At 60.5% G+C, this 22,370-nt stretch carries 20 protein-coding genes and 1 other RNA gene; 7 read left to right on the forward strand and 14 right to left on the reverse strand.

Annotated features, from left to right (window positions below):
- The first annotated feature begins 73 nt into the window (after positions 1 to 73).
- From DNK49_RS09380 to DNK49_RS09395, 4 genes are all read left to right on the forward strand, one after another.
- Positions 74 to 1,336, forward strand: coding sequence for a murein hydrolase activator EnvC family protein (locus DNK49_RS09380; protein WP_243632295.1), 1,263 nt, complete (start codon positions 74 to 76; stop codon positions 1,334 to 1,336).
- A gap of 54 nt (positions 1,337 to 1,390) precedes the next feature.
- Positions 1,391 to 2,752, forward strand: a complete 1,362-nt coding sequence (locus DNK49_RS09385) for a S41 family peptidase (protein WP_110524081.1) — start codon at positions 1,391 to 1,393, stop codon at positions 2,750 to 2,752.
- 23 nt (positions 2,753 to 2,775) lie between these two features.
- Positions 2,776 to 3,222 carry a hypothetical protein gene (locus tag DNK49_RS09390; protein WP_110524082.1) on the forward strand — a complete coding sequence of 149 codons (447 nt, stop codon included), beginning with the start codon at positions 2,776 to 2,778 and terminating at the stop codon, positions 3,220 to 3,222.
- Between the two features lie 89 nt (positions 3,223 to 3,311).
- Positions 3,312 to 4,061 carry a HesA/MoeB/ThiF family protein gene (locus DNK49_RS09395; RefSeq protein ID WP_110524083.1) on the forward strand — a complete coding sequence of 250 codons (750 nt, stop codon included), beginning with the start codon at positions 3,312 to 3,314 and terminating at the stop codon, positions 4,059 to 4,061.
- 9 nt (positions 4,062 to 4,070) lie between these two features.
- Here the strand turns inward: DNK49_RS09395 and ribD are convergent, their stop codons facing one another.
- From ribD to DNK49_RS09430, 7 genes are all read right to left on the reverse strand, one after another.
- Positions 4,071 to 5,165 (reverse strand): bifunctional diaminohydroxyphosphoribosylaminopyrimidine deaminase/5-amino-6-(5-phosphoribosylamino)uracil reductase RibD, encoded by a 1,095-nt coding sequence (ribD, locus tag DNK49_RS09400; RefSeq protein ID WP_110524084.1) that lies wholly within the window; start codon positions 5,163 to 5,165, stop codon positions 4,071 to 4,073.
- Entirely contained in the window at positions 5,146 to 5,664 is a 519-nt protein-coding gene (nrdR, locus tag DNK49_RS09405; protein WP_110524085.1) for a transcriptional regulator NrdR, read from the reverse strand. The genes ribD and nrdR overlap by 20 nt, the downstream gene beginning before the upstream one ends.
- A 54-nt stretch (positions 5,665 to 5,718) precedes the next feature.
- Positions 5,719 to 6,969 carry a serine hydroxymethyltransferase gene (gene glyA / locus DNK49_RS09410; protein WP_110524086.1) on the reverse strand — a complete coding sequence of 417 codons (1,251 nt, stop codon included), beginning with the start codon at positions 6,967 to 6,969 and terminating at the stop codon, positions 5,719 to 5,721.
- A 113-nt stretch (positions 6,970 to 7,082) separates the two neighbouring features.
- On the reverse strand, positions 7,083 to 7,727 hold the full coding sequence (locus DNK49_RS09415) for a histidine phosphatase family protein (RefSeq protein ID WP_243632296.1): 645 nt from the start codon (positions 7,725 to 7,727) through the stop codon (positions 7,083 to 7,085).
- Positions 7,724 to 9,427 (reverse strand): TRAP transporter large permease, encoded by a 1,704-nt coding sequence (locus DNK49_RS09420; RefSeq protein WP_110524087.1) that lies wholly within the window; start codon positions 9,425 to 9,427, stop codon positions 7,724 to 7,726. Before DNK49_RS09420 ends, DNK49_RS09415 begins: the two co-directional genes overlap by 4 nt.
- Positions 9,424 to 10,020, reverse strand: a complete 597-nt coding sequence (locus tag DNK49_RS09425) for a TRAP transporter small permease subunit (protein ID WP_110524088.1) — start codon at positions 10,018 to 10,020, stop codon at positions 9,424 to 9,426. Before DNK49_RS09425 ends, DNK49_RS09420 begins: the two co-directional genes overlap by 4 nt.
- A 119-nt stretch (positions 10,021 to 10,139) precedes the next feature.
- Positions 10,140 to 11,288: a TRAP transporter substrate-binding protein gene (locus DNK49_RS09430; RefSeq protein ID WP_110524089.1), complete on the reverse strand. Its 1,149-nt coding sequence runs from the start codon at positions 11,286 to 11,288 to the stop codon at positions 10,140 to 10,142.
- Positions 11,289 to 11,816: 528 nt separating this feature from the next.
- On the opposite strand from DNK49_RS09430, the gene DNK49_RS09435 reads away from it, so the two are divergent.
- Positions 11,817 to 12,680, forward strand: a complete 864-nt coding sequence (locus DNK49_RS09435; protein ID WP_165843298.1) for an SdiA-regulated domain-containing protein — start codon at positions 11,817 to 11,819, stop codon at positions 12,678 to 12,680.
- 388 nt (positions 12,681 to 13,068) lie between these two features.
- On the opposite strand, the gene ssrA is transcribed toward DNK49_RS09435, so the two are convergent.
- From ssrA to DNK49_RS09455, 4 genes are all read right to left on the reverse strand, one after another.
- Positions 13,069 to 13,446, reverse strand: a transfer-messenger RNA (tmRNA) gene (gene ssrA / locus DNK49_RS09440).
- 90 nt (positions 13,447 to 13,536) lie between these two features.
- Positions 13,537 to 14,238: a bifunctional 2-polyprenyl-6-hydroxyphenol methylase/3-demethylubiquinol 3-O-methyltransferase UbiG gene (gene ubiG / locus DNK49_RS09445; protein WP_110524091.1), complete on the reverse strand. Its 702-nt coding sequence runs from the start codon at positions 14,236 to 14,238 to the stop codon at positions 13,537 to 13,539.
- Between the two features lie 115 nt (positions 14,239 to 14,353).
- Positions 14,354 to 15,067 (reverse strand): OmpA family protein, encoded by a 714-nt coding sequence (locus DNK49_RS09450; protein WP_110524092.1) that lies wholly within the window; start codon positions 15,065 to 15,067, stop codon positions 14,354 to 14,356.
- Between the two features lie 99 nt (positions 15,068 to 15,166).
- Entirely contained in the window at positions 15,167 to 16,486 is a 1,320-nt protein-coding gene (locus DNK49_RS09455; RefSeq protein ID WP_110524093.1) for a TRZ/ATZ family hydrolase, read from the reverse strand.
- Positions 16,487 to 16,688: 202 nt separating this feature from the next.
- Between DNK49_RS09455 and DNK49_RS09460 the strand changes: the two genes are divergently transcribed.
- The gene (locus tag DNK49_RS09460; protein ID WP_110524094.1) at positions 16,689 to 18,053 is read left to right on the forward strand and encodes a serine/threonine-protein kinase; all 1,365 of its coding nucleotides are present in this window, start codon (positions 16,689 to 16,691) and stop codon (positions 18,051 to 18,053) included.
- A gap of 7 nt (positions 18,054 to 18,060) precedes the next feature.
- On the opposite strand, the gene DNK49_RS09465 is transcribed toward DNK49_RS09460, so the two are convergent.
- The 3 genes from DNK49_RS09465 to hrcA all read right to left on the reverse strand — a co-directional run bounded on the left by DNK49_RS09465 (position 18,061) and on the right by hrcA (position 21,337).
- Complete coding sequence (locus DNK49_RS09465) at positions 18,061 to 19,074, reverse strand: hypothetical protein (RefSeq protein ID WP_110524095.1); 1,014 nt, start codon at positions 19,072 to 19,074, stop codon at positions 18,061 to 18,063.
- A gap of 79 nt (positions 19,075 to 19,153) precedes the next feature.
- Positions 19,154 to 20,251, reverse strand: coding sequence for a ferrochelatase (hemH, locus tag DNK49_RS09470; RefSeq protein ID WP_110524096.1), 1,098 nt, complete (start codon positions 20,249 to 20,251; stop codon positions 19,154 to 19,156).
- A 57-nt stretch (positions 20,252 to 20,308) separates the two neighbouring features.
- Complete coding sequence (hrcA, locus tag DNK49_RS09475; protein WP_110524097.1) at positions 20,309 to 21,337, reverse strand: heat-inducible transcriptional repressor HrcA; 1,029 nt, start codon at positions 21,335 to 21,337, stop codon at positions 20,309 to 20,311.
- 105 nt (positions 21,338 to 21,442) lie between these two features.
- On the opposite strand from hrcA, the gene DNK49_RS09480 reads away from it, so the two are divergent.
- Entirely contained in the window at positions 21,443 to 22,327 is an 885-nt protein-coding gene (locus DNK49_RS09480) for an NAD kinase (RefSeq protein ID WP_110524098.1), read from the forward strand.
- Positions 22,328 to 22,370: the final 43 nt, after the last annotated feature.

Raw genomic sequence — 22,370 nt, forward strand, 5'->3', positions numbered from 1 at the left:
GTCATTCATGAGGGGAGTTCGACGCCTCGCTTTTGTGCTTGCAGGACTGGTCTGCCTCGGAGGTGCAGTTGGAGTGGCGCAGGTTCACGCGCAGGCCGCCAGTGGTGAGATTGATGAGCGCAAGGCGGATCTTGATGACCTCAAGCGGCGGATCCGCGATCTGCAGAAGGAGTTGTCGGAAACCGAGTCTACGCGTTCTGATGCGGCCACCGCGCTGGCCCAGGCAGAGCGAGAGGTGTCGCGGGTGGAACGTGAGCTTCGCAGGTTGCGCAATGAGCGTGCCGATGCTGCGCGCAAGCTTGCGTTGCTCGAGGCGGAGCAGCGTGAGGTGGAGGCGCGCATTGCCGCACGCCACGGCGAACTCGCAGAGTGGCTGCGCCGCTACTATCTGCATGGGGGGACCGATGGGGTCGCCTCACTGCTGTCGGCGCGTGATCCGAATCAACTGGCTCGGGATGCGCACTATCTCGAGCATCTCGGACGTGCTCGCCTTGCGCTGATCGAGGGGCTGCGCAGTGATCTGCGCAGTAAAGCTGATCGAGCAGGCGAGATCGCCAGCCGCAGCGAGCGGTTGGCAGCGCTTGAGCAGTCGCAGCGGGCCCAGCAGGATGCGTTGAAGGCAACTCACGATCAGCGACGCCAGGCACTTGCCAAAATTGGCGAGCAACTGAAGGCTCAGCAGCGTGAGGTGTCAGCACTGCGTGCAGATGAGCAGCGCCTGGGCAGGCTGATCGAGACCTTGGCACGGCGGGCCCGGGAGCAGGCAGCGCGGCAGGCTGCTGCGCGTGCTGCAGCGGAGCGTCAGGCAGCGCAGGCTGCTCAGGCGCAGGCTCAGGGGCAGGTCCGAGCGCCGGCGCAAGGCGGTGCGGGCAGTCGGCGCTCGGAGCCCGTCGTTGGCGAAGTCAGACAGCTTGCCGGACCGACACCGACGGGCGTCAGCTTTGCGCAGATGCGTGGGCAGTTGCGATTTCCAGTACGCGGCGAACTCGTGGGACGTTTCGGTGCTCAAAGAGCTGAAGGCGGCACCACCTGGAAAGGGGTGTTCATCCGCGCAGCCGGAGGGACCGAGGTGCGGGCGGTTGCGGCCGGCGAGGTGGTGTTCTCGGATTGGTTGCGCGGTTATGGCAATTTGCTGATCGTCGATCATGGTGGCGATTATCTGTCCATTTACGGCAATAACGATGCCTTGCTGCGCGAGGTGGGCGATGCGGTGCTGGGTGGCGACCCGATTGCCAGTGTCGGGGCAAGCGGAGGGGGCCCGGAATCGGGTTTATACTTCGAGATCCGCCACCAGGGGCGGGCGCTGGACCCGATGCAGTGGGTCAGGCTCAATTAAATATGGCGGTGTGGTCTGTATGACCATGCCGCGGGTTTCTCCGATGGAGTGCGCATGGCCAGCAGCAAACTGAAACAGCTTGGGCTCGTGATGACCGGTGTCTTTGCCGGGGTCATGATCAGTCTGAATTTCTCTGCCAACGCGGACAAGGTGACGCCTGCGCCGCTGCCCGTCGAAGAGCTGCGTGCCTTTGCCGATGTCTTCAACGCCATCAAGCAGGGGTATGTCGAGCCGGTTGAGGACAAGAAGCTGGTCACTCATGCGATCAGTGGGATGTTGAGCGGGCTTGATCCTCATTCCGCTTACCTGGATGCCGAGGCATTCAAGGACCTGCAGGTCGGGACTCAGGGTGAATTCGGTGGTCTGGGAATCGAGGTTGGCATGGAGGACGGTTTCGTCAAGGTGGTGTCGCCCATCGAGGATACGCCGGCCTTTCGTGCCGGGGTCATGGCCGGCGACCTGATCGTCAAGCTCGATGACACCCCGGTCAAGGGCATGAACCTGAACGACGCGGTCAAGCGCATGCGTGGCAAGCCCAAGACCGACATCACGCTGACCATCATGCGCAAGGGGGAGGCGCGTCCCATTGTGCTCACCCTGACGCGTGAGGTCATCAAGGTTCAGAGCGTCAAGTCCAAGGTGGTCGAACCTGGCTACGGCTACCTGCGTGTAGCCCAGTTCCAGGAGAACACCGCCAGTTCGGTGGTGCAGCATCTTGGCAAGCTTGCCAAGGAAGGCCCCTTGCAGGGGCTGGTGCTTGATCTGCGCAATGATCCGGGTGGCCTGTTGCACGGTGCGGTAGGGGTATCGGCGGCTTTCCTGCCAGCGAACACGGTGGTGGTGTCCACTGACGGTCGGGCCGAGGATGCCAAGCGTGAGTATCGGGCTGTACCGGAGGATTACCTGCGTGGATCCCGTGACGATTTCCTGAAGGGTCTGCCGGAGTGGGCGCGTGAGGTACCGATGGTGGTGCTGGTGAATGCAGGTTCTGCGTCAGCATCCGAGATTGTTGCGGGGGCCTTGCAAGACCATAAGCGGGCGGTCGTGATGGGGACTCAGACCTTTGGCAAAGGGTCGGTGCAGACCATCCTGCCGCTGAACAATACGACTGCCATCAAGCTGACGACTGCGCGGTACTATACGCCCAGCGGACGCTCGATTCAGGCCAAGGGGATTGAGCCTGACATCGTCGTTGAGGAGTCGGCGAACGGATCAGCCCGCCGTGTCCGAGAGGCTGATCTTCAGGGGCATCTGGGTAATGACAAGGACCCGGAGGCCGAGAGTAAGGCAAAGGCTGCAGGGGGTGAAGATGATGAGCCGTCGCCCCGTTTCGAACTGGCAGGAAAGGACGACTACCAACTGGGTCAGGCGCTCAACCTTCTCAAGGGGCTGCAGATCGTCCAGAATAAAAAATAATCCATGCTATGAGGAGGGTCGTGATGCGACGTGAAACCGCTTACAAGCTTGCTGGACGACGTCACGACCACCCGGTTGCCGGTGCAGGCATCGATAAACAGCGCGAAATCCGATTCAAGAAGTTGCCGCCGGGACAGGTGAATCAGGCTTTGCGCGCGCTGGCCATGCTGAAGGGGTTGAAGGTGGAGCGCACCGGAGAGTACGCGCTGACGCTTCGCTATTCGGTGCTTGATTACAGTCTGGAAGCAATCGAGGATGGATTGCGCGACGCAGGCTTTACGCTGGATAACACCTTGTATTCAAAGCTGGTCCGGGCGCTGGTGTATTTCTGTGAGGAAACCCAGCGCCATAATCTGATTTCTCCAGAGCGTCTGATCAAGCAATCGAACGAAGTTTACGTTCAGGCTTGGTCTCACCACGAACATGGTGATCACGACGATACGCCGCTTGATCTGCGCGAATACAAGTAGTTGGGGTCGGGCGGTCCGGCCCCCCGGTTTTCACCGCTTTTCAAGTATGGGCTGCCCGGCGCAGCCTTTTTTGTCTCGAGTTCATGCACATGAATGATGATCAATTGCTGCGTTACAGCCGACATATCCTGCTGCCCGAGATTGGTGTCGAGGGACAGGAGGCCATACTGGCGGCCCGGGTGCTGGTGATCGGTGCCGGTGGGCTCGGTTCGCCGGCTGCAATGTATCTTGCTGCCGCGGGGGTTGGTACCTTGGTGCTCGCGGATGGCGATACGGTCGATCTGACCAATCTCCAGCGGCAGATCCTGCACAGCGCAGATGGGGTTGGCAGGCTGAAGGTCGAGTCTGGTCGGGATACCCTGCATCGCCTCAATCCGCTTGCCCATGTCGAGTTGCGCGCAACGCGGCTGGAGGGGCAGGCGCTTGAGGATGAGGTCGCAGCAGCCGATGTGGTGCTCGATTGCTGCGACAACTTTGCGACCCGCCATGCGGTCAATCGGGCTTGTGTGAAGTTTCGCAAGCCGCTGGTCTCAGGTGCCGGTATCCGCTTTGACGGACAGGTGTCGGTCTTTGACCTGCGCAAAGATGACAGTGCCTGCTACCACTGCCTGTTTCCTGAGGGGGAGGACCTGGAAGAGGTCCGCTGCGCGGTGATGGGTGTGTTTGCACCACTGGTTGGCATTATCGGGGCCACCCAGGCAGCAGAGGCGCTCAAGTTGATCGTTGGTTGCGGGACGTCGCTTGATGGTCGTCTGCTGCTGCTGGACGGGCTGGAGATGGAGTGGCGCAGTGTCTCGCTTGGGCGTGATCCGGGATGTCCGGTGTGTGGCTCGCGTTGAGCAGACGGGTCAGGTCTGGCGGGTTCGCGCAAGGACGCGAAAATCGTCGCCGATGCGGCGGATGTCCTGAATGTCCAGCCGTATGGCCTTATCGAGCTGGGTTAACTCAGCAAGGTTGAAGATGCCTTGAGCGTTGTCGCCAATAAGCATTGGGGCAAGATAGAGCAGCAACTCGTCCACGCAGCCTTCGCGCAGCAGTGATCCATTCAGCTTGAGACCGGCTTCAACATGGATCTCGTTGAAGCCAAGCTGGCCGAGTTCGGTCATCAGACGCGGCAGATCAACCTTGCCGCTGGCATTGGGCAGGACCAGCAGTCGGTGCCCTGCATCCCTGAGCCAGGCCGATTTCACCGGATCGACTTCAGCGGTTGCAATCAACAGAGGGGCGCCTTGCAGGATACGGGCTTCCGGCGCAATCTCAAGTTTCGCATCGATCAGGACCCGCTGAGGCTGGCGGGTGCAGGGGACGTCTCGTACGGTCAGTTGAGGGTCATCCGCCTTGACGGTGCCGATGCCAGTCAGGATGGCGCATGCACGTGCACGCCAACGATGGCCATCCTGGCGCGCGGCAGCGCCGGTAATCCATTGGCTGACGCCGTTGTGCAGTGCGGTCTTGCCGTCGATCGAACTGGCTGCCTTGAGCCTGACCCACGGGCGCCCCCGGGTCATCCGTGAAATGAACCCGATATTCAGTTCACGTGCTTCAGCCTCGAGCAGGCCGCAAGCGGTTTCGATGCCGTTTGCGCGCAGGCGCTCCAGGCCACGTCCTGCGACAACAGGGTTGGGATCGCTCATGGCCGCTACGACGCGGCTGATGCCGGCCGTAATCAGCGCATCGGCACAGGGGGGGGTGCGACCATGGTGCGAGCAGGGTTCAAGAGTGACGAACGCTGTAGCGCCGCTTGCCGCATCGCCAGCCTGGCGTAATGCCAGAACTTCGGCATGCGCTTCCCCTGCACGCTGATGCCAGCCTTCTCCAATGATCTGGCCATTCTTGACGATGACGCAGCCGACCCGAGGGTTGGGGGTCGTGGTCTCGAGGCCGCGCCGGGCCAGGGTCAGCGCCCTGGCCATGGCCGCGTGATCAGCTGCCGAAAAGGTCATGTTCGGAATCGGGCGGAGCTGTTTTGCTGCTGCCCTTGCCACGTCTGGGGCGAGTCTGGACTTCGCGGATGACGTCGGCAAATTCGTCGACATCGGCAAAGTTGCGATACACCGATGCAAAACGGATGTAAGCCACTTTGTCGAGTTGCTTGAGCTCCTTCATCACCAGTTCGCCGATCCGCTCTGTTGAGACTTCGTTTTCCCCCAGAGAGAGCAGGCGAGCCTCAATGCGGTCGACCGCGGCTTCGAGTGCTTCGGTCGTCACAGGACGCTTGCGCAAGGCCAGCTTCATGCTGCCCAGCAGCTTAGTGTGATCGAAGTCGCTGCGGCTGCCGTTGCGCTTGACGATGTGCGGCATCTTGAGATCAATGCGCTCATAGGTCGTAAAGCGCTTGTCGCAGGCGGCACAGCGACGCCGACGACGGACCACGTCGCCGTCGTCGTTTTCGCGGGTGTCGGTTACCTGGGTGTTGGGATCACCACAGAAAGGGCATTTCATGATTTCAAGGCAGGTGCGGCAAGCAGGCTTGAAGCTGCCCGCCGCACGGACCGATTACTTACCGTACACCGGGAAGCGTGCGCACAACTCGGCTGCCTGGGCACGTACGCGCTCGATGACTGCCATGTCTTCGGGCGCATCGAGTACGTCAGCGATCAGGTGGGCGATTTTTTCCGCTTCGATCTCGGTGAAGCCACGGGTTGTCATTGCCGGGGAGCCGATCCGGATGCCGGAAGTCACAAACGGTTTTTCCGGGTCGTTCGGGATCGAGTTCTTGTTGACGGTGATATGGGCGCTGCCCAGTGCGGCTTCGGCAGCCTTGCCAGTGATCTTCTTGTTGCGCAGGTCGACAAGGAAAACGTGACTTTCGGTGCGTCCGGAGATGATGCGCAGACCGCGCTCCTCGCCCAATACACGCGCCATGACGCGGGCGTTGGCGATCACCTGCTCCTGGTAGTTGCGGAACTCGGGCGATGCCGCTTCCTTGAATGCCACTGCTTTGGCAGCGATGACATGCATCAGCGGACCGCCTTGCAGGCCAGGGAAAATTGCCGAGTTGATGGCCTTCTCGTGCTCTGCCTTCATCAGGATGATGCCGCCACGTGGGCCACGCAGCGTCTTGTGCGTCGTGGAGGTCACGACGTCGGCGTGCGGCACGGGGTTGGGATAGTAACCGGCGGCAATCAGCCCGGCGTAGTGCGCCATGTCCACCCAGAAGATCGCGCCGATTTCCTTGGCGACCTTGGCAAAACGCTCGAAGTCGATGCGCAGCGAGTAGGCCGACGCGCCGGCGATGATGATGCGCGGCTTGTGCTCGCGGGCCAGCGCTTCCATCTTGTCGTAGTCGATTTCTTCCTTGGCATCGAGGCCGTAGGCGACGACATTGAACCACTTGCCCGACATGTTCAACGGCATGCCGTGCGTGAGGTGCCCACCTTCGGCCAGACTCATGCCCATGATGGTGTCGCCCGGCTTGGCGAAGGCCATCAGCACGGCCTGGTTTGCCTGTGAACCCGAGTTCGGTTGCACGTTGGCTGCTTCTGCGCCGAACAGCTTCTTCAGGCGATCGATGGCCAGTTGCTCGGCAACGTCAACATGCTCGCAGCCACCGTAGTAGCGCTTGCCGGGATAGCCTTCCGCATACTTGTTGGTCAGTTGGGAGCCCTGGGCTTCCATGACCGCATGCGAAACGTAGTTCTCGGAAGCGATCAATTCGATGTGGTCTTCCTGGCGGCGGTTTTCCGCCTGCACGGCGGCCCACAGCTCGGGATCGACCTTGGCGAGGGTGTCTTGCGAAGAGAACATGGAACGAACTCGAAGGTGATGGTTTTAAAAGCGGATATTAACACGCGTCGCGCGGTCGTCCGACAGTGTTCTAAGTGCCAATGGTGCTCTGCGCGATCGCTGCAACGAGGGGGCTATGCGTTTGAGAGTTCGTCGCGGGCGTCGTCGCTCAGATGGTCCTGATCGGCCCAGCGCAGCATGCGCCATCCAGTGGCGTCGTGGGCGATCCAGTTCAGTGCGGCGTTGGGGATGCCAAAATTACGGTGTGCGTCCAGTGCCATGCCAGTGGCCAGGCGGTGAGCGATGTCGAGCACGCCGCCGTGGGTGACGATGAGGATCTGTCGTCCTGCATGACGCGCCACAATGGTGTCCAGTGTGGCAGCAATCCGTTTGGCAAATAGGCGCAGGCTTTCGCCTTCGCCGGGAAAGGAGAAGTCCAGTTCCCGTGAGTGAAATCGTTGGTAGGCTTCTGGGTAGGTCTGTGCCGCCTCGTCGTAGGTCATTCCCTGGAATGCGCCATAGTGGCGTTCGCGCAAACCACGTTCGAACCCGACTGTCAGGCCCAATACTGCACTGGCCGCCTCAGCCGTCTGGCGGGCACGAAGCAGGTCGCTGCAATACACCGCATCGAAAGCATGTGTCGCGAGTCGTGAGGCGGTTGCCTGCGCCTGGATATTCCCCGTCTCGTTCAGGGGAATGTCCAGGTGTCCCTGCAGGCGGCGCTCGGCGTTCCAGGCCGTTTCGCCGTGGCGGACGAGGCACAGGTGGGTGGTGCTCACCAGCCGCCTCGGTCCTGGTTGCCGCCAGCGTCGCCGCCGCTACCCCAACTGTCTCCGCCCGAGGGCGGGGCTTCGATCCGGATGGTGTCAAGGTCTACCTCGACCTTGGCGTCCAGACTGCCCGTGACGAGTTCGGGGAAGACAATCAACATGGCAATCATCAGGATCTGGATCAGCACGAAGGCCACGGAGCCCCGATAGATCTGCGTCGTCCTGATGCCCTCGATGCGCTGTCCGGTCACGCGATCGAGATAGGCACCGACAGGTGCCACACTGCGCAGGTAGAACAGCGCGAAGCCAAAGGGTGGCGTCAGGAAGGAGGTCTGCAGGTTGATGGCAATCAGGACGCCGAACCAGATCAGGTCGATCCCGAGCTTGTCTGCAACAGGCGCCAGCAGCGGAATCAGGATGAAGGCAATTTCGAAGAAGTCTAGGAAGAAGCCCAGGAAGAAGATCATCGCATTGACAAAGATCAGGAAGCCAATTTGCCCCCCCGGTAGTTGGTCAAATAGATGTTCCACCCACTCCTTGCCGTCGATTGCAGTGAAGGTGAAGCTGAAGACGGTTGCGCCGATCAGAATGAACATCACGAAGACTGACAGGCGTGTCGTCGACTCTAGTGCGTCACGCAGTTTGACGAAGTCAAGACGGCGGCGCGCCACCGCCATGATCAATGCGCCGACCGCACCCATTGCACCCCCTTCGGTCGGGGTGGCCACACCCAGGAAGATGGTGCCCAGAACCAGAAAGATCAGGGCCAGGGGCGGGATCAGCACGAAGGTCACACGCTCTGCGATGCGCGAGAGCAAGCCGGCTTTAAGCAGCTTGTTCAGGCCCGCAAGCACCAGCGCAACCAGTGTGCCAAAGGTGAGTGCAACGACGGCAACTTCTTCTGTGCTGGCATTGACTGTACGACCTTGCCAGGCTGTCATCAGAGCGTCGTACTGCAGTCCAAATACAACCGAGATGCCGGTGACCACTAATAAGAGGACGCACAAGGAGCGCAGGCCGGAACCACCGTCGGGCTCCCGGAAGCGCAGTGCCTCTGGCGGTAGCGCAGGTACCAGCTTGGGCTTGAAGATGGCCAGGCCGATGATGAACAGTGCGTATAGTCCCACCAGCATGAAGGCCGGGATGAAGGCGCCTTTATACATGTCGCCGACGCTGCGGCCGAGCTGGTCGGCCATGACGATGAGTACCAGTGATGGCGGGATGGCCTGGGCGAGGGTGCCGGATGCGGTGATGGCGCCGCATGCAATCGGGCGGCTGTAGCCGTAGCGCAGCATGATGGGTAGCGAGATCAGGCCCATCGAGATCACCGATGCGGCGACCACGCCGGTGGTGGCTGCCAGCAGCGCACCGACGAAGATCACCGACAGCGCGAGTCCGCCACGGATCGGCCCGAAGACCTGCCCAGCCGTGTCGAGCAGATCCTCTGCCATACCACTTCGTTCAAGCACCAGGCCCATCAGTGTAAAGAAGGGGATGGCCAGCAGGATGTCGTTCTGCATGATGCCGAACACCCGCAGCGGCAGCGCCTGGAACAAGCTGCCTGGCAGCAGGCCAAGCTCCATGCCGATAAAGCCAAACAGCAAGCCGCAGGCTGCAAGCGAGAAGGCCACCGGAAAGCCGGACAGCAGGAAGAATACGACGGCACCGAACATGATCGGTGCGAGGTTCGAAGTGACGAATTCAATCATTTGTGGGCCTCGCCCGAGGCGTTGTCATGTACCGCGACGTCAGGTGCGGGGGCGCCGTGCGACCCGGATTCGTGCAAGGTGGGATCTGGCCCGCTACCGGTCAGGAAGGCCAGTCGCTTGATGAGCTCTGAAATGCCCTGAAGTGCAAGAAGAAAGAAGCCTGCCGGTACGAGCGCATAAAGCGGCCAGCGAATCAGGCCTCCTGCGTTCGACGACATCTCGCCGCTGTTGTACGCGGCAATCAGGCTGGGCCAGGCAAACTGGCCGATGAGATAGCACATCGGAAACAGGAACAGCAGAATGCCGCCGATATCGACCATCATGCGGGTGCGTTTGGAGAGCTTGTTGGCCAGTACATCGATGCGGACGTGAGCATTCTGCAGGAAAGCATATCCGGCGCCGAGCATGAAGACCGCAGCGAACAGGTACCACTGGATTTCTAGGAAGGCATTCGAGCCGATGTTGAACGCCTTGCGGGCGACGGCGTTGGCTGCGCTGATCAAGGTGGCAAGCAGGATCAGCCAGATTACCGAGCGGCCGATCAAGCGGGTCAGGCCGTCGATCAGGCCGGAAAATTTAAGCAGCATTCCCATGGCGGGCTTTTCGTTCTAGGACATTGACGCCTGGCTCAGGCGTGAATGAAGGGCGCCAGACTGTGGCGCCCTCCCGGGATGCCGCGTTTGCCATGGCTGGCATGGCAAACGGAGGGGCATTACAGCTTCTGTGCAGCCATGTACTGGTCGTAGCTGCCTTCAGCCAGCGGCAGCCACTGGTACTGCTCGGCCATGAAATTGGAATAGTCGCCGAACACCTTCTTCCAGTTTGCGTTGGTGTCGTTGAGCTCAGTGTAGACTTCGTTGCGAGCCTTCATGGCTGCATCCATCACGTCGCGCGGGAAACGCTTGACCTTGGCGCCTTCGGCGATCAGCTGCTTCAGTGCGTTCGGGTTGCGCGCGTCATACATTGCCTGCATGTTGACGTGTGCATGTGAGGCGGCAGCGGTGACAATGACCTTGTATTCATCCGGCAGGCTGTTCCATTGCTTGTCGTTGATGTACAACGAAATCTGCGCACCGCCCTCCCACCAGCCCGGGTAGTAATAGTGCGGTGCGACCTTATGGAAGCCCAGCTTCAGGTCGTCGTAGGGACCGATCCACTCGGTTGCATCGATGGTGCCACGCTCCAGCGACTGGTAGATTTCGCCGCCGGGGATGTTCTGCGGAACGCCACCGAGCTTGCTGACCACACGTCCGGCGAAACCGCCGATTCGCATCTTCAGACCGGCGAGGTCTGCTGGTGAGTTGATCTCCTTGCGGTACCAGCCGCCCATCTGTGCGCCGGTATTTCCCATGGGCAAATTCACCATGTTGTACCCGGCGAAGAATTCGCGCATCAACTTCATGCCGTTGCCTTGGTACATCCAGGCGGTGATTGAACGCGAGTTCATGCCGAAAGGAATGGCGGTATCAATGGCGAAGGTTTCGTCCTTGCCAAAGAAATAGTAGCCGCAGGTGTGGCAGCAATCGATGGTGCCTTGCTGCACGGCATCCACGACGCCGAAAGCCGGCACCAACTCGCCCGGTGCGTGCACCGTGATCTGGAACTTGCCGCCGGTGGCGTCGGAAACCATCTTGGCGAAGACATCAGCTGCACCATGGATGGTGTCGAGCGACTTCGGGAAGCTCGAGGCCAGGCGCCAGCGGATTTCCTGCCCGCCAGTCTGTACTGCGGGTGCTGCAGGTGCGGCGGTCGGTGCTGCCGGTGCGGCGACTTCTTCTTTTTTGCCGCAGGCAGCCAGACCGACCGCTGCGCCTGCAGCAATACCTGCACCCGCTTTCTTCAGAAATGAACGACGTTCCACGATCTCTCCTTTGATTGTGCGTTCTATAGACTTGCTGCAGCGATTATAGGGATTGGCAAAGCCCGGAAAACCGCGGAAAACCCTAACCGGAACGGCTTGTTTGAGTTCGGCTGGATGGCTCGAACTTCCAGGTTGGGCGTACTTGCCTGATCTCACGTCTGATACCAAGGGGCTTGGGAAGGCAGGCGCCGTATTGACGGGCGGCAGGCTCGGACGTGTTCCATCAATGTGTTGGCTCATCGAGTTGATGGAAAGGAATGCTTGTGAGAATGACAAGGAGAGCATTGCCTGGTGAGGCAGGGGATGTGTTGGTGGTGCCCATCGTCATCGCCTATTTCATGCTGGAGTGCCCTGGCTGGATGACGGGCCACCGCAATACGCCTGCAGCAATCGCCCCTTATGGTTATGTGTCATCTACAGCGACGCAGGGGTTGCGAGACTTTCATGGTCACAAGAACGCTTCCGGCACCCATTCCGTTCTTGCGCCGCAGCCTCCCGCCCCAGAGTGGAGTGTTTGTAGCGGTTGTGGTGAGCCTCTCCCTGATCGCATTTGTCTGGCACCAGCAACTTCCGACCCTGGCCTACTATTGGGTCCGCATGCAGCAGGCCCATTCGGGCGCGCCCGGCTTGGGGTTGTCTGACTACGCCGTTGCAATTGATGCGCGGGAGATAGAAGGCATTCCAGCAAATGTCTCCGGTCTGACTTACAGTAGCGCAACCGGGACGCTTTTCGCGGTCATCAATGATCCGGCGCAGGTTGCCGAGTTGTCGACGGACGGACGCCTTCTGCGCATCATCCCCTTGCGCGGTATCCGTGATCCGGAGGGAATCACCCACGTCGCGGGTGATCACTTCCTCATTGCCGCCGAGCGTGATCGCCAACTGATCCTGGCGCGCATCAATGCCGAGCGCACTGAGCTCGATCTCGGTGTTGCACCTCGGCTGGGCCTGGGAATCGGTCTGAATGGAAACAAGGGGTTTGAAGGGTTGGCCTGGGATCCGGAGGGGCAGCGGCTGTTTGTCGTCCAGGAAAAGTCGCCGGTGCGCGTCCTTGAGATCACGGGGCTTCTAGCCGCCATGCATGGAGCGGGACTCGACCTTCAGGTGCGTGAGTGGAAACCCGGGCGTTTCGAGGAGCCCTACCTGCGTGACCTGTCGTCGGTAAGCTACGACGTCGCCAGTGGCCACCTGTTGCTGCTCAGCGACGAGTCCCGTATGGCGGTGGAGTACAACCGGGACCGCGATCCGGTCGGTGTGCTCCCCCTGCGCCAGGGATGGCACGGCCTGGCGCACGCCGTACCTCAGGCCGAGGGCGTCGCGCTTGGTCCGGACCGCGCACTCTATGTCGTATCTGAACCGAATCTCTTTTATCGGTACGAGCCTCGCCGTTAAGGGGCCGAATGGCTCCGAAACGCCTCGGCGGCCGACTGATTTGCATCTGGCGATGACAGTGGCTTGGTTGACGAGTTGCCTGTAATAGTTTCTCTCTGCCGCGGAGTATGGCAGATGGATTCAAGCAGTCCGTAATGCTGAAACAAGGATATCCATTCCAGTGCTGCGGGGACCCGTTGAATCCGCCCGGCGAGCTGCGCCCCGAGTGTTGGGCCACGTTTGATACCACGGAGTGTAAGGGGCTGAAGGGCGGGCTAGGGCGAACCCAGAGGTCAGGTGTGGCGGGCGGATACAAAAAGAACGAGGTTGTATCGGCTTGATATTTAGGGACTTTTTGTACAACAGGAATAAAAAATCCCCGGCGGGTAAGGCCGGGGATTTTGGGTGATGGTGGAGCCGGCGGGAATCGAACCCGCGTCCGCAAGTCCTCTACAGACAGATCTACATACTTAGCCTGGCTATTTGGATTTAACCCCCGGCTTAGCCGCCTGGCAGGCCGGCAAGAGGCGAGTTACCTTACTTTTAGCTGCGAGGCCAAGTAACCCGGCCTTGCTCGCGATTCTCTGTAAATGACACTGCAGCGGCCCAGCTTACGCTGGAACCACCCGGCCCAGAGACATGCCGGTGCAGCGCCCGCCGGGATTAAGCGGCGAGAGCGAAACGCTCGTCGTTGGCGTTTGTAGTTTTCCAGATGGATTTACGAGGTGACTGGTCCTCGGTATGCACTGCGCTGCTTCGCAACCCACGTCGAAACCAGGTCGGCCCCGGAAAATCAGTGTTGCAGGAATCAGATGGGGGTGCTGATCCGTAAAACAAGTGGCAATTCTAGCATGTCTTCAGGTCAGGACTGCTTTCATCAGTTGCGCGTGGTGTGTATCAGGTAATTGACGTCGGTGTCGCGACCCAGCGAGTACACCTTGGTCAGTGGGTTGTAGCTCATGCCGATGAGCTCGGTCGGGTTCAGTCCTGCGTTCCGGCAGTGGCGGGACAGTTCGGAGGGTTTAATGAACTTGGCGTAGTCGTGCGTGCCTTTGGGCAGGAGCTTGAGCAGGTACTCTGCACCGATGATGGCCAGTGCGTAGGACTTGAGGTTACGGTTAAGCGTCGAGAAAAAGACATGGCCGCCCGGTTTGACCAGACGGGCACAGGCCGCGATGGTGCTGGCGGGGTCAGGAACGTGTTCGAGCATCTCCATGCAGGTCACAACGTCGAACTGTGCGGGGCGCTCTGCAGCGCAGGCTTCTGCGCTGATCAGCGTGTAATCCACCTCAAGACCGCTTTCGTACAGATGAAGTCGGGCAACACCGAGTGCTTTTTCCGACAGGTCGATGCCGGTTACCTTTGCGCCACGGGATGCCATGCCTTCTGACAGGATTCCGCCGCCGCAGCCGACATCAAGCACGACTTTGCCCGCCAGAGAGGCTGTGCGATCGATCCAGTCGAGGCGCATGGGGTTGATCTCGTGCAACGGCTTGAACTCCGAGGCGGGATCCCACCAACGATGGGCGAGTTCGCTGAATTTTTGCAGCTCTGCTGGATCGGCGTTGAGTGTCGTCATCTTGGTCAGGCGTGAGAAAGGACGTCGGTAGGAGGCGGGGGGGGCGGTTTTTGTTCCCTGTCCGCATAAAGCAAAAAGCCCTGCCGAAGCAGGGCTTTTCTCCCGGCCCAAGTGATTACTTGGAGCCGATGACTTCCACTTCGACGCGACGGTCCGGCTGCAGGCACGAGATCAGTGCGGTGCGGCCCTTCACGTTGTTGCAGGAGGTGCCGGTGACCGGCTGCTTCTTGCCCTTGCCTTCGGTGTAGACGCGGTTGGCTTCAACACCCTTCGAAACCAGGTAGGTCTTGACCGCGGCAGCGCGGCGCTCGGACAGCTTTTGGTTGTAGGCGTCGGAACCCAGACGGTCGGTGTGACCGACGGCGAGGATGACTTCCAGCTTGATCTGCTTGGACTTGGCAGCCAGGTCGTCGAGCTTGGCCATGCCTTCGGGCTTCAGGACAGCCTTGTCGAAGTCGAACAGGGCGTCAGCCGACAGCTTGATCTTGTCAGCAGTGGGCTTCGGTGCCGGGGCAGCGGCAGGTGCCGGAGCAGCAGCTACAGGCGCCGTGCACTTTTCCTTCGGGACGATGTCGCTGTCGCACTCGCAGCCGACCGGGAACTGACCGGCCAGTGCGGTGGAAGCTGCGGCCGGGGTCCAGTAACCGGTGCGCCAGCACAGCCCGGTGCCGCTACGTGCGACGACGTTACGGCCGTCGATCACGTAGGGGATTTCACCCTTGCCATCCACCACGACGTCCTTGGCCTGCGCAAAGGCGCTGGGGGCCGAGAAGCCGAGGGATGCAATGGCGGCCAGCACGAACATGTGTTTCTTGGTCTGTTTGATCATGGTTTCCTCTTGTGAAGGGCAAGTGACTTGGTGTGCCGCTGTGACTGGCGGAGACGCTTCGTATCGCCGCCCTGTACGTGTTTATTTGAGATATACACTTTAATTAGCGAACCTAGTTTGCCATAGCGTACTGATGCCGAGCAATTCTTTGTGGGCAATTTGCAACAGTAACGCACCATTTTGAACACGCAGTTCGCCGTCGATCCAGACATGGCTGACTTGTTCGCGCCCCGCAACATATGCGAGGTGGGAAATCGGGTCGAAACAGGGTTGCATCAGCGGGTCAATAAGGCGGATTGCGCAGAGGTCAGCCTGTTTGCCGACGGTGATCGAGCCGATCTGTGTGTCGAGACCGAGCGCGCGTGCGCCCCCGAGCGTGGCCATGTGAAGGGCAGCATGAGCGGGCACCGTGGCAGCGTCCCGAGTCGCTGCTTTGGCCAGTAGTGCGGCGTGGCGCATTTCCTGGAATAGGTCCAGGCGGTTGTTGCTGGCTGCGCCGTCCGTGCCCAGGCCGACATTGATGCCGCGTTCGAGTAGTGCGGACAGGGGGGCGATACCGCTACCGAGCTTCATGTTCGATGTGGGGCAGTGAGCGATATTGCAACCATGATGCGAAAGCAGGGCGAGGTCGGTCTCGTCAAGGTGGACGGCGTGGACACCGATCAGGCCTGGCCCGAGTAGTCCAAGCCTGGCAAGGCGGGTTAGCGGCCGGGCGCCATAGCGGGCGATCGATGTGTCAATTTCGCTCTCGACCTCGTGCACATGGATGTGAATCGGGAGATCCAGTTCGGCGGCGAGGCTGGCTGCCCGCTCCAGGCCGGCGTCAGACACCGTGTAGGGGGCATGGGGTGCGATCGAGAAGCCGATGCGAGGGCTTCCCCGCCACTGGTCACGGGCCGCGAGTCCCTTGCGCAGGTAGTCGTCTGCATCGCTGGCGTAGGGGCTCGGGAAGTCCAGCATGACGATACCGATGACGGCGCGCATGCCGACCCGGTGAAACGCGCTTGCCGCCGAGTCGGGATAGAAGTACATGTCGTTGCAGGTGGTGATCCCGCCTCGCAGCATTTCGGCCGCAGCGAGCAGCGTGCCATCGGCGACGAAAGCAGGTGACACGTGCTTGCCCTCGATTGGCCAGATGGCTTCCTGCAGCCAGCGCATCAGGGGTAGATCGTCGGCGATGCCTCGCATCAGGTTCATGGCCGCATGGGTGTGAAGATTGACCAGGCCAGGAATGAGTACGTGATCGCCGAGGTGTTCGGTGCGCCGTGCCTGATATCGCACGCTGGCCTCGCCTTGCGGCAGGACGTCCAGGATGCGGCCCTGATCCACGACGACGCAATGGTGTTCGAGTACGGTAGTGGCAGGTTCGACTGGAACGATCCAGCGAGGCTGAATGATGAGGTCGACGGTTGCGCTCAAAGGCCTGAACTCCGGGTGACGGTGCTGTGGTGGTGGGCGGCAAGAGTTTCCGCGAAGCATACTTGGCTGCGCTGGTTCGGGCCAGGACTTGTCATGTGTCGCGTATTGTCGAGCGGATGTCGTTCTCCCGTGCGCCGGATCGTGACACAATTCACGCTATTGAAAGTAATGGCGGGTTGACATCGTCCTCGCCCGGATCCTCATGGGACTCATGCCCGAAAAAATCGGCAAGTACCGTCTCGTACGCGAACTTGGACGTGGCGCGACGGCTGTCGTCTACCTTGCCGAGAATCCGCACTACCCCGAGCCGGTCGCCCTCAAGCACGTACGCTTTGACGACAAGGCGCGTGACGAGGCCAAGTGGAACCGTCGTCTGCTCAAGCTGTTGAAAGCGGAGGAGGCGGTGTCAAAACGTTTGGATCATCCGAATATCATCCGTATCTTCGAGGCTGTCGTCGAACGCGACCAGGCGTATGTCGTCATGGAGTACTTTCCGGGCTATACGCTTGAGCGATACTGCAGTTTTCAGAATCTCCTGCCGGTACATCGCGTCATCGGTATTGTGTTCAAGTGCTGCATGGCGCTGGATCATGCCTTCCGTCAAGGCATCGTGCATCGTGACATCAAGCCGGCCAATATCCTGATCGACGATCAGGACAACGTGAAGATCACTGACTTCGGCCTGGCGCTCAACATCAGCAAGAAGGTGGACACCGACTCCACGTTCATCATGGGGGTGGGGTCACCGGCCTACATGAGTCCCGAGCAGATCAAGAACTACCCGCTGAATCAGAAGACCGACCTGTATTCCCTGGGCGTGGTGTTGTTTCATTTGCTGACCGGTCGTCTGCCTTTTCGTGCGGCGAATCCGGCTCAGTTGGTGTACAAGATCATCAACGCTGATCCGCCATCGGTGTCGCAGCTGAACCCCGGGTTGCCGGCTCAGATCGATGGGGTGATTCGAAAGGCACTGGAAAAGGATCTTTACTCGCGCTACAAGAACGGCGCCGAGTTCGCCAAGGATCTGGCCGCGGTGCGCTACAAGATTGTCGACGACAAGGAAGTGCCCGACGATACGCATCGCTTTTCGCAACTACGAAAACAGGCATTCTTTACCGAATTTGACGATATCGAGATCTGGGAGATCTTGCGGATCTGTTCGTGGCGGTCGGTTGGCGAGCACATTACCTTGATGCGGGAGCGGGATGCAGATCAGCGGTTTGGAATCGTGCTGTCAGGGCGTGTCGAACTTTCGATTGAAGGCCGGCGTATTCTCGAGTTGGGTGTGGGGGAGGTGTTCGGCGAGCAGGCCTGGCTGGATCACCTGGAGCATCGCCACATGATGACAGTGGTCACGCTTGAGCCACTGACCTATCTCGAAATCAACCCTGCTGCCTTGTCGTTGGCGACCGAAGAGGTGCAGGAGCGTGTGCGACGCGAGGTGTCGACCCGCATCGTGCGCCGGCTTGCAGACGTGGCAAGGGCTTTGTCGGCGCATTGTGAACCCGCCACCCGCGGGGACTATACCGCGACAGGTGGGCTGGATCTGCAACTGGTCGAGAGCTGAACTGGCGCTATACACTGAGATCGATCTGGCTGACGGTGCCTGTGCTACCGTCCTCCCGCAGGTAGATGCTGCTTGCGCGCATCAGTCCCAAGGTCTCGTTGGCGGCGTTGCGCAAACTGAATGCCGTATCCACCCGTCCCAGGTAGAGTGCGCCGACACCCGCTTCGGCCAAGGTCTTCAAGGTGCCGCCGCCGTCGGCAGCAGGCTGCCAGATGCGTAGCTGTGTGAATGCGGCGTCGTTCTCATCAATCCAGTTGTTGCCGTCGCTGTCCAGTCTGGACAGCTCCGCAAAGCCATTTCCGCTGGTCGGGCCGAACAGTTCGCGGCCATCGTCGATGCGGCCATTGTGGTTGCGGTCGAACGCCAGGAAGCCGCTGCCGCCAGCAAACGGGATGCGTTCCTTGTTACCGTCGCCGTCCAGGTCGAACTCAAAACGGGCGTCCGAGAGCGCTGCGTTCGGACCGCCAAAATCGAGTACAAGAGGATCCTTGACCCGGACGTCGCCAGCACGAAACTGCATCGACACGGACTCGCTGTAGCGGCGTTGCATGCTGAAGCCAAGGTCGAAGCGAATCTCGGCGCCATCCGCGGTTCGTACGATGCCCGATGCAGCGAAGCTGACCTGTTCGAACTCGCTGTAACGGGCTTCGAAGTCATACTCGATTCCAAAGCCGGCCTGTGGCGTATTGGTGCCGCCGCTGCCGACACCTTGCGGCTGCTCCGTCGGCGACGGATTTTGCAGATCCCCCAGCTTCATCACCTTGACCGGGCGGCCGGTCAGAAACTCGATCATCCGGATCAACACGGAAAGCCGGGGGTCGGTATCCTCGGCCGCGTCGATGCCCTGCGTCGCTTCAGCTTGCTGGGCAGCCAGCCCCTCAGTGGAGAGGCGTACCTGCTGAGTCGGCACGGGTGCCTGCTGGTTGCCGCTGCGCCACATATCCAGGCGTTCGCGCATGTCGAATTGCTGCATCGACACATGGGTGGACTGCATTTCGATGGCAGACGATACGATCTTCATGGTGCGCGCTCCCGGGACGACTACCCGAGCTTATTAACGGCACGCACACAAAAAACTTGAATAACCTGGATGTCGACGGTTACTGCCTGGCGCCAAGCGCGAGTGCTCTGGAGCGTGCAAGCGCTGTCTGCTCTGGCGTTTCAGTGGGCAGGGTCAGCCAGTTGCCGAGATGATCGCGGATGATGGTGGTGAGCGCGACGATCCAGTCGTGGCGCTCATTGAGACACGGGATGTAATGAAAGTGCTTGCCACCGTGGTGAATGAAGGCCTCACGGCACTCCATGGCGATCTCTTCCAGTGTTTCCAGGCAGTCGCTGACGAAGCCAGGGCACATCACATCGACCCGTCCGACACCTTCGCGTGCCAGTGCCTCCAGCGTGGGTTGGGTATAGGGCTGCAGCCATTCCGCTTTGCCAAAACGCGACTGAAAAGTGACCAGGATGCGTTCGGCGGGAAAGTCCAGGCGCTCGGCGACCAGGCGCGCGGTCTTGTGGCACTCGCAGTGGTAGGGGTCGCCCAGTTCCAGTGTGCGTCGCGGAACACCGTGAAAACTCATCACCAGACGGTCGGGCTGGCCTTCGCGCATCCAGTGTTCGCGGACACTCTGTGCCAGCGCATCGATGTAGCCCGGATGATCCTGAAAGCTGCGAACGTAGCGAATCTCCGGCAGATTGCGCCAGCACTGCATGCTGCGTGTAACTTCATCCATGACGCTGGCTGTCGTGCTGCCGGCAAATTGCGGGTACAGCGGGACGATCAGGATGCGGGTACAGCCTTTGGCCCGCAAGGCGTCGAGTTGATCGGGTATCGATGGGGCGCCATAACGCATCGCCCAGGCAATCTCAAGATCGGCACTCAGGGCGTCGTGCAGATAACCCTTGACCAGTTTGGCCTGGCGTTCGGTATGCACTTTAAGTGGCGAGCCTTCGTCCATCCAGACGCTCGCGTATTTCGCTGCGGACTTGGCGGGTCGGGTGTTGAGGATGATGCCATTGAGGATCGGCCACCACAGCAGACGGGGAATCTCCACGACTCGAGGGTCGGACAGAAACTGCTTCAGGTAGGGGCGCAAGGCAGCCGCGGTTGGCGCAGCAGGTGTGCCGAGATTGACCAGCAGGACAGCGGTGCGGGACGCCGTGCCGTGGACGTGAGCGGGTTCGGGCCGGTAGCGGGCCATATCGATCCTTTTGAAGGTGTTGCAACTGCGGGCTGGGCCACACAGCAGTGCGGGCGTTCAGTGATTGGACGACAGTGCGTTCGAGAGCAGGCGGGCGGTGATGTCCACAATGGGAATCACTCGGTCGTAGGCCATGCGGGTGGGGCCAATTACGCCGACAGAGCCGACAATACGGCCGTCAACCTCGTAAGGGGCGGTGACCACGCTGCAGCCGTCCAGTTGAGCCAGGCCTGACTCGTCGCCGATGAAGATCTGTACACCCTGGGCGCGGTTGGACAGGTCGAGCAGCTGCATCAGGCCTGTGCGCTGATCGAACAGTTTGAACAGTTCGCGCAGGCGCGACATGTTGGAAGAGAGTTCTTCGACCTCAAGGAGGTTGGTCTCGCCCGAGATGACGTAGTTCGTCGCGGTCTCCTCTGCGGCTTCCGAACCCGCCTCAACAGTGGCTGTCATCAGCTCGGTCATATCGCTGCGTAGTTGTTGCAACTCGGCCTGGACACGCTTGCGGATGTCGTCGAACGAGAGTCCGGCAAAATGCTCGTTGAGGTAGCTGGCGGCGCTGCTCAGTTCGTTGCTGGAGTAGGCGCGCCGGGTCATGAGAATACGGTTCTGCACGTCGCCGGCAGTGGTGACGATGATCAGCAGGATGCGGTTCTCGGACAAGCTGATGAACTCGATCTGGCGGATGCGTACGGCCTCCTTGCGCGGGGCGACCACCACGCCGGCAAACTGGGTCAGATCCGACAACAGGTGCGAGGCGGAACTGATCAATCGTTGCGGTTGGTCAGGCTGCAACTGGCCTTGCAAGGCTTGGAGCCGGTTGCTGTCCATGGGTTGAACTGTCAGCAAGGCGTCGACAAAGAAGCGATAGCCAAGCGATGTGGGAATGCGGCCGGCCGAGGTGTGGGGGCTCGAGATGAAGCCCATTTCCTCGAGATCGCTCATCACGTTGCGTACGGTTGCAGGTGAGAGCTCGAGGCCGGAATAACGCGACAGCGCTCTAGAGCCGACAGGTTGCCCCTCGGCAATGTAGCGTTCGATCAGGGTCTTCAGCAGGATCTGGGAGCGGGTGTCGAGCGGTTTCATGGTCTGCCTGAACTATAAGCCTGATTCTAGGGAAAGCGCGCCCTGCTGCAAAGCGTCACGCGGCTGCAAGCATGAGCCAATCCGATTGTGGTTTAATCCTCAGCCATGACCAAGCGCTTTACCCACATTGCCCTCGTCGGCAAATACCAGAGTCCTGATGTCGCTGAATCGGTGCTGCTGATTGCCCGTTTCCTGCGTGAGCGGGGCGTGCACGTATGGATGGAGCAGGGCACGGCGAGTTCCATCGGCAAGGCGGATGGTTTTCCCGTTGCCACGTATGAAGAGATCGGCGAAAAGGCGGATCTCGCGGTGGTGGTAGGCGGCGATGGCACCATGCTGACCACCGCCCGGCGGCTCGCTGATCATGCGGTGCCCCTGGCGGGCGTCAATCTGGGGCGGTTGGGTTTTCTGACCGATATTGCCCGCAAGGATGCGCTGGAGCGTCTGGCTGAAATTCTGGATGGACGCTACACCGAAGAATCCCGCTTCATGCTTGATGCTGAAGTCTTGCGTGGTGGGCAGCGGGTGTTCCATACCCTCGCGCTTAACGATGTCGTGGTCAATAAGGGCGATCTGGGCCGGATGATCGAGTTCGATCTGATGATCGATGGCGAGTTCGTCTATACCCAACGTTCGGACGGCATGATCGTGTCCACCCCGACAGGATCGACAGCCTATGCGCTGTCTTCCAATGGCCCCATTCTGCATCCATCGGTCGGCGGGATCGCCCTGGTGCCGCTGTGCCCGCATGCCTTGACGGCCCGGCCTGTGACCTTGCCGGACAGTTGTTGCATCGAGATCGAGTTGTTGCCGCCGCACGACGCGCGGGTGCATTTCGATGGGCAGGTGCATTTTGATGCGCGAGCTGGCGACCGGGTGCGCATCGTCCGTTCGCCGCTCGCGGTTCGTCTGCTTCACCCGCTCGCCTACAGTTATTTCGCCATGTTGCGAGAGAAGCTCCACTGGAGTGCCGTGCCGCGACACAACTAAGCTGATGGCGATGCTTGTTGCCTCCACCTCCGAACGCCGCCAT

The organism is Parazoarcus communis SWub3 = DSM 12120, from assembly GCF_003226565.1.
GTDB classification, from domain to species: Bacteria; Pseudomonadota; Gammaproteobacteria; order Burkholderiales; family Rhodocyclaceae; genus Parazoarcus; species Parazoarcus communis.

Coding starts and splice junctions, on each gene's coding strand:
- DNK49_RS09385 (WP_110524081.1), top strand. CDS start 1,391: ATGGCCAGCAGCAAACTGAAACAGCTTGGGCTCGTGATGACCGGTGTC.
- DNK49_RS09390 (WP_110524082.1), top strand. CDS start 2,776: ATGCGACGTGAAACCGCTTACAAGCTTGCTGGACGACGTCACGACCAC.
- DNK49_RS09395 (WP_110524083.1), top strand. CDS start 3,312: ATGAATGATGATCAATTGCTGCGTTACAGCCGACATATCCTGCTGCCC.
- ribD (WP_110524084.1), bottom strand. CDS start 5,165: ATGACCTTTTCGGCAGCTGATCACGCGGCCATGGCCAGGGCGCTGACC.
- nrdR (WP_110524085.1), bottom strand. CDS start 5,664: ATGAAATGCCCTTTCTGTGGTGATCCCAACACCCAGGTAACCGACACC.
- glyA (WP_110524086.1), bottom strand. CDS start 6,969: ATGTTCTCTTCGCAAGACACCCTCGCCAAGGTCGATCCCGAGCTGTGG.
- DNK49_RS09420 (WP_110524087.1), bottom strand. CDS start 9,427: ATGATTGAATTCGTCACTTCGAACCTCGCACCGATCATGTTCGGTGCC.
- DNK49_RS09425 (WP_110524088.1), bottom strand. CDS start 10,020: ATGGGAATGCTGCTTAAATTTTCCGGCCTGATCGACGGCCTGACCCGC.
- ubiG (WP_110524091.1), bottom strand. CDS start 14,238: ATGACGACACTCAACGCCGATCCAGCAGAGCTGCAAAAATTCAGCGAA.
- DNK49_RS09450 (WP_110524092.1), bottom strand. CDS start 15,067: ATGATCAAACAGACCAAGAAACACATGTTCGTGCTGGCCGCCATTGCA.
- DNK49_RS09460 (WP_110524094.1), top strand. CDS start 16,689: ATGGGACTCATGCCCGAAAAAATCGGCAAGTACCGTCTCGTACGCGAA.
- DNK49_RS09465 (WP_110524095.1), bottom strand. CDS start 19,074: ATGAAGATCGTATCGTCTGCCATCGAAATGCAGTCCACCCATGTGTCG.
- hemH (WP_110524096.1), bottom strand. CDS start 20,251: ATGGCCCGCTACCGGCCCGAACCCGCTCACGTCCACGGCACGGCGTCC.
- hrcA (WP_110524097.1), bottom strand. CDS start 21,337: ATGAAACCGCTCGACACCCGCTCCCAGATCCTGCTGAAGACCCTGATC.
- DNK49_RS09480 (WP_110524098.1), top strand. CDS start 21,443: ATGACCAAGCGCTTTACCCACATTGCCCTCGTCGGCAAATACCAGAGT.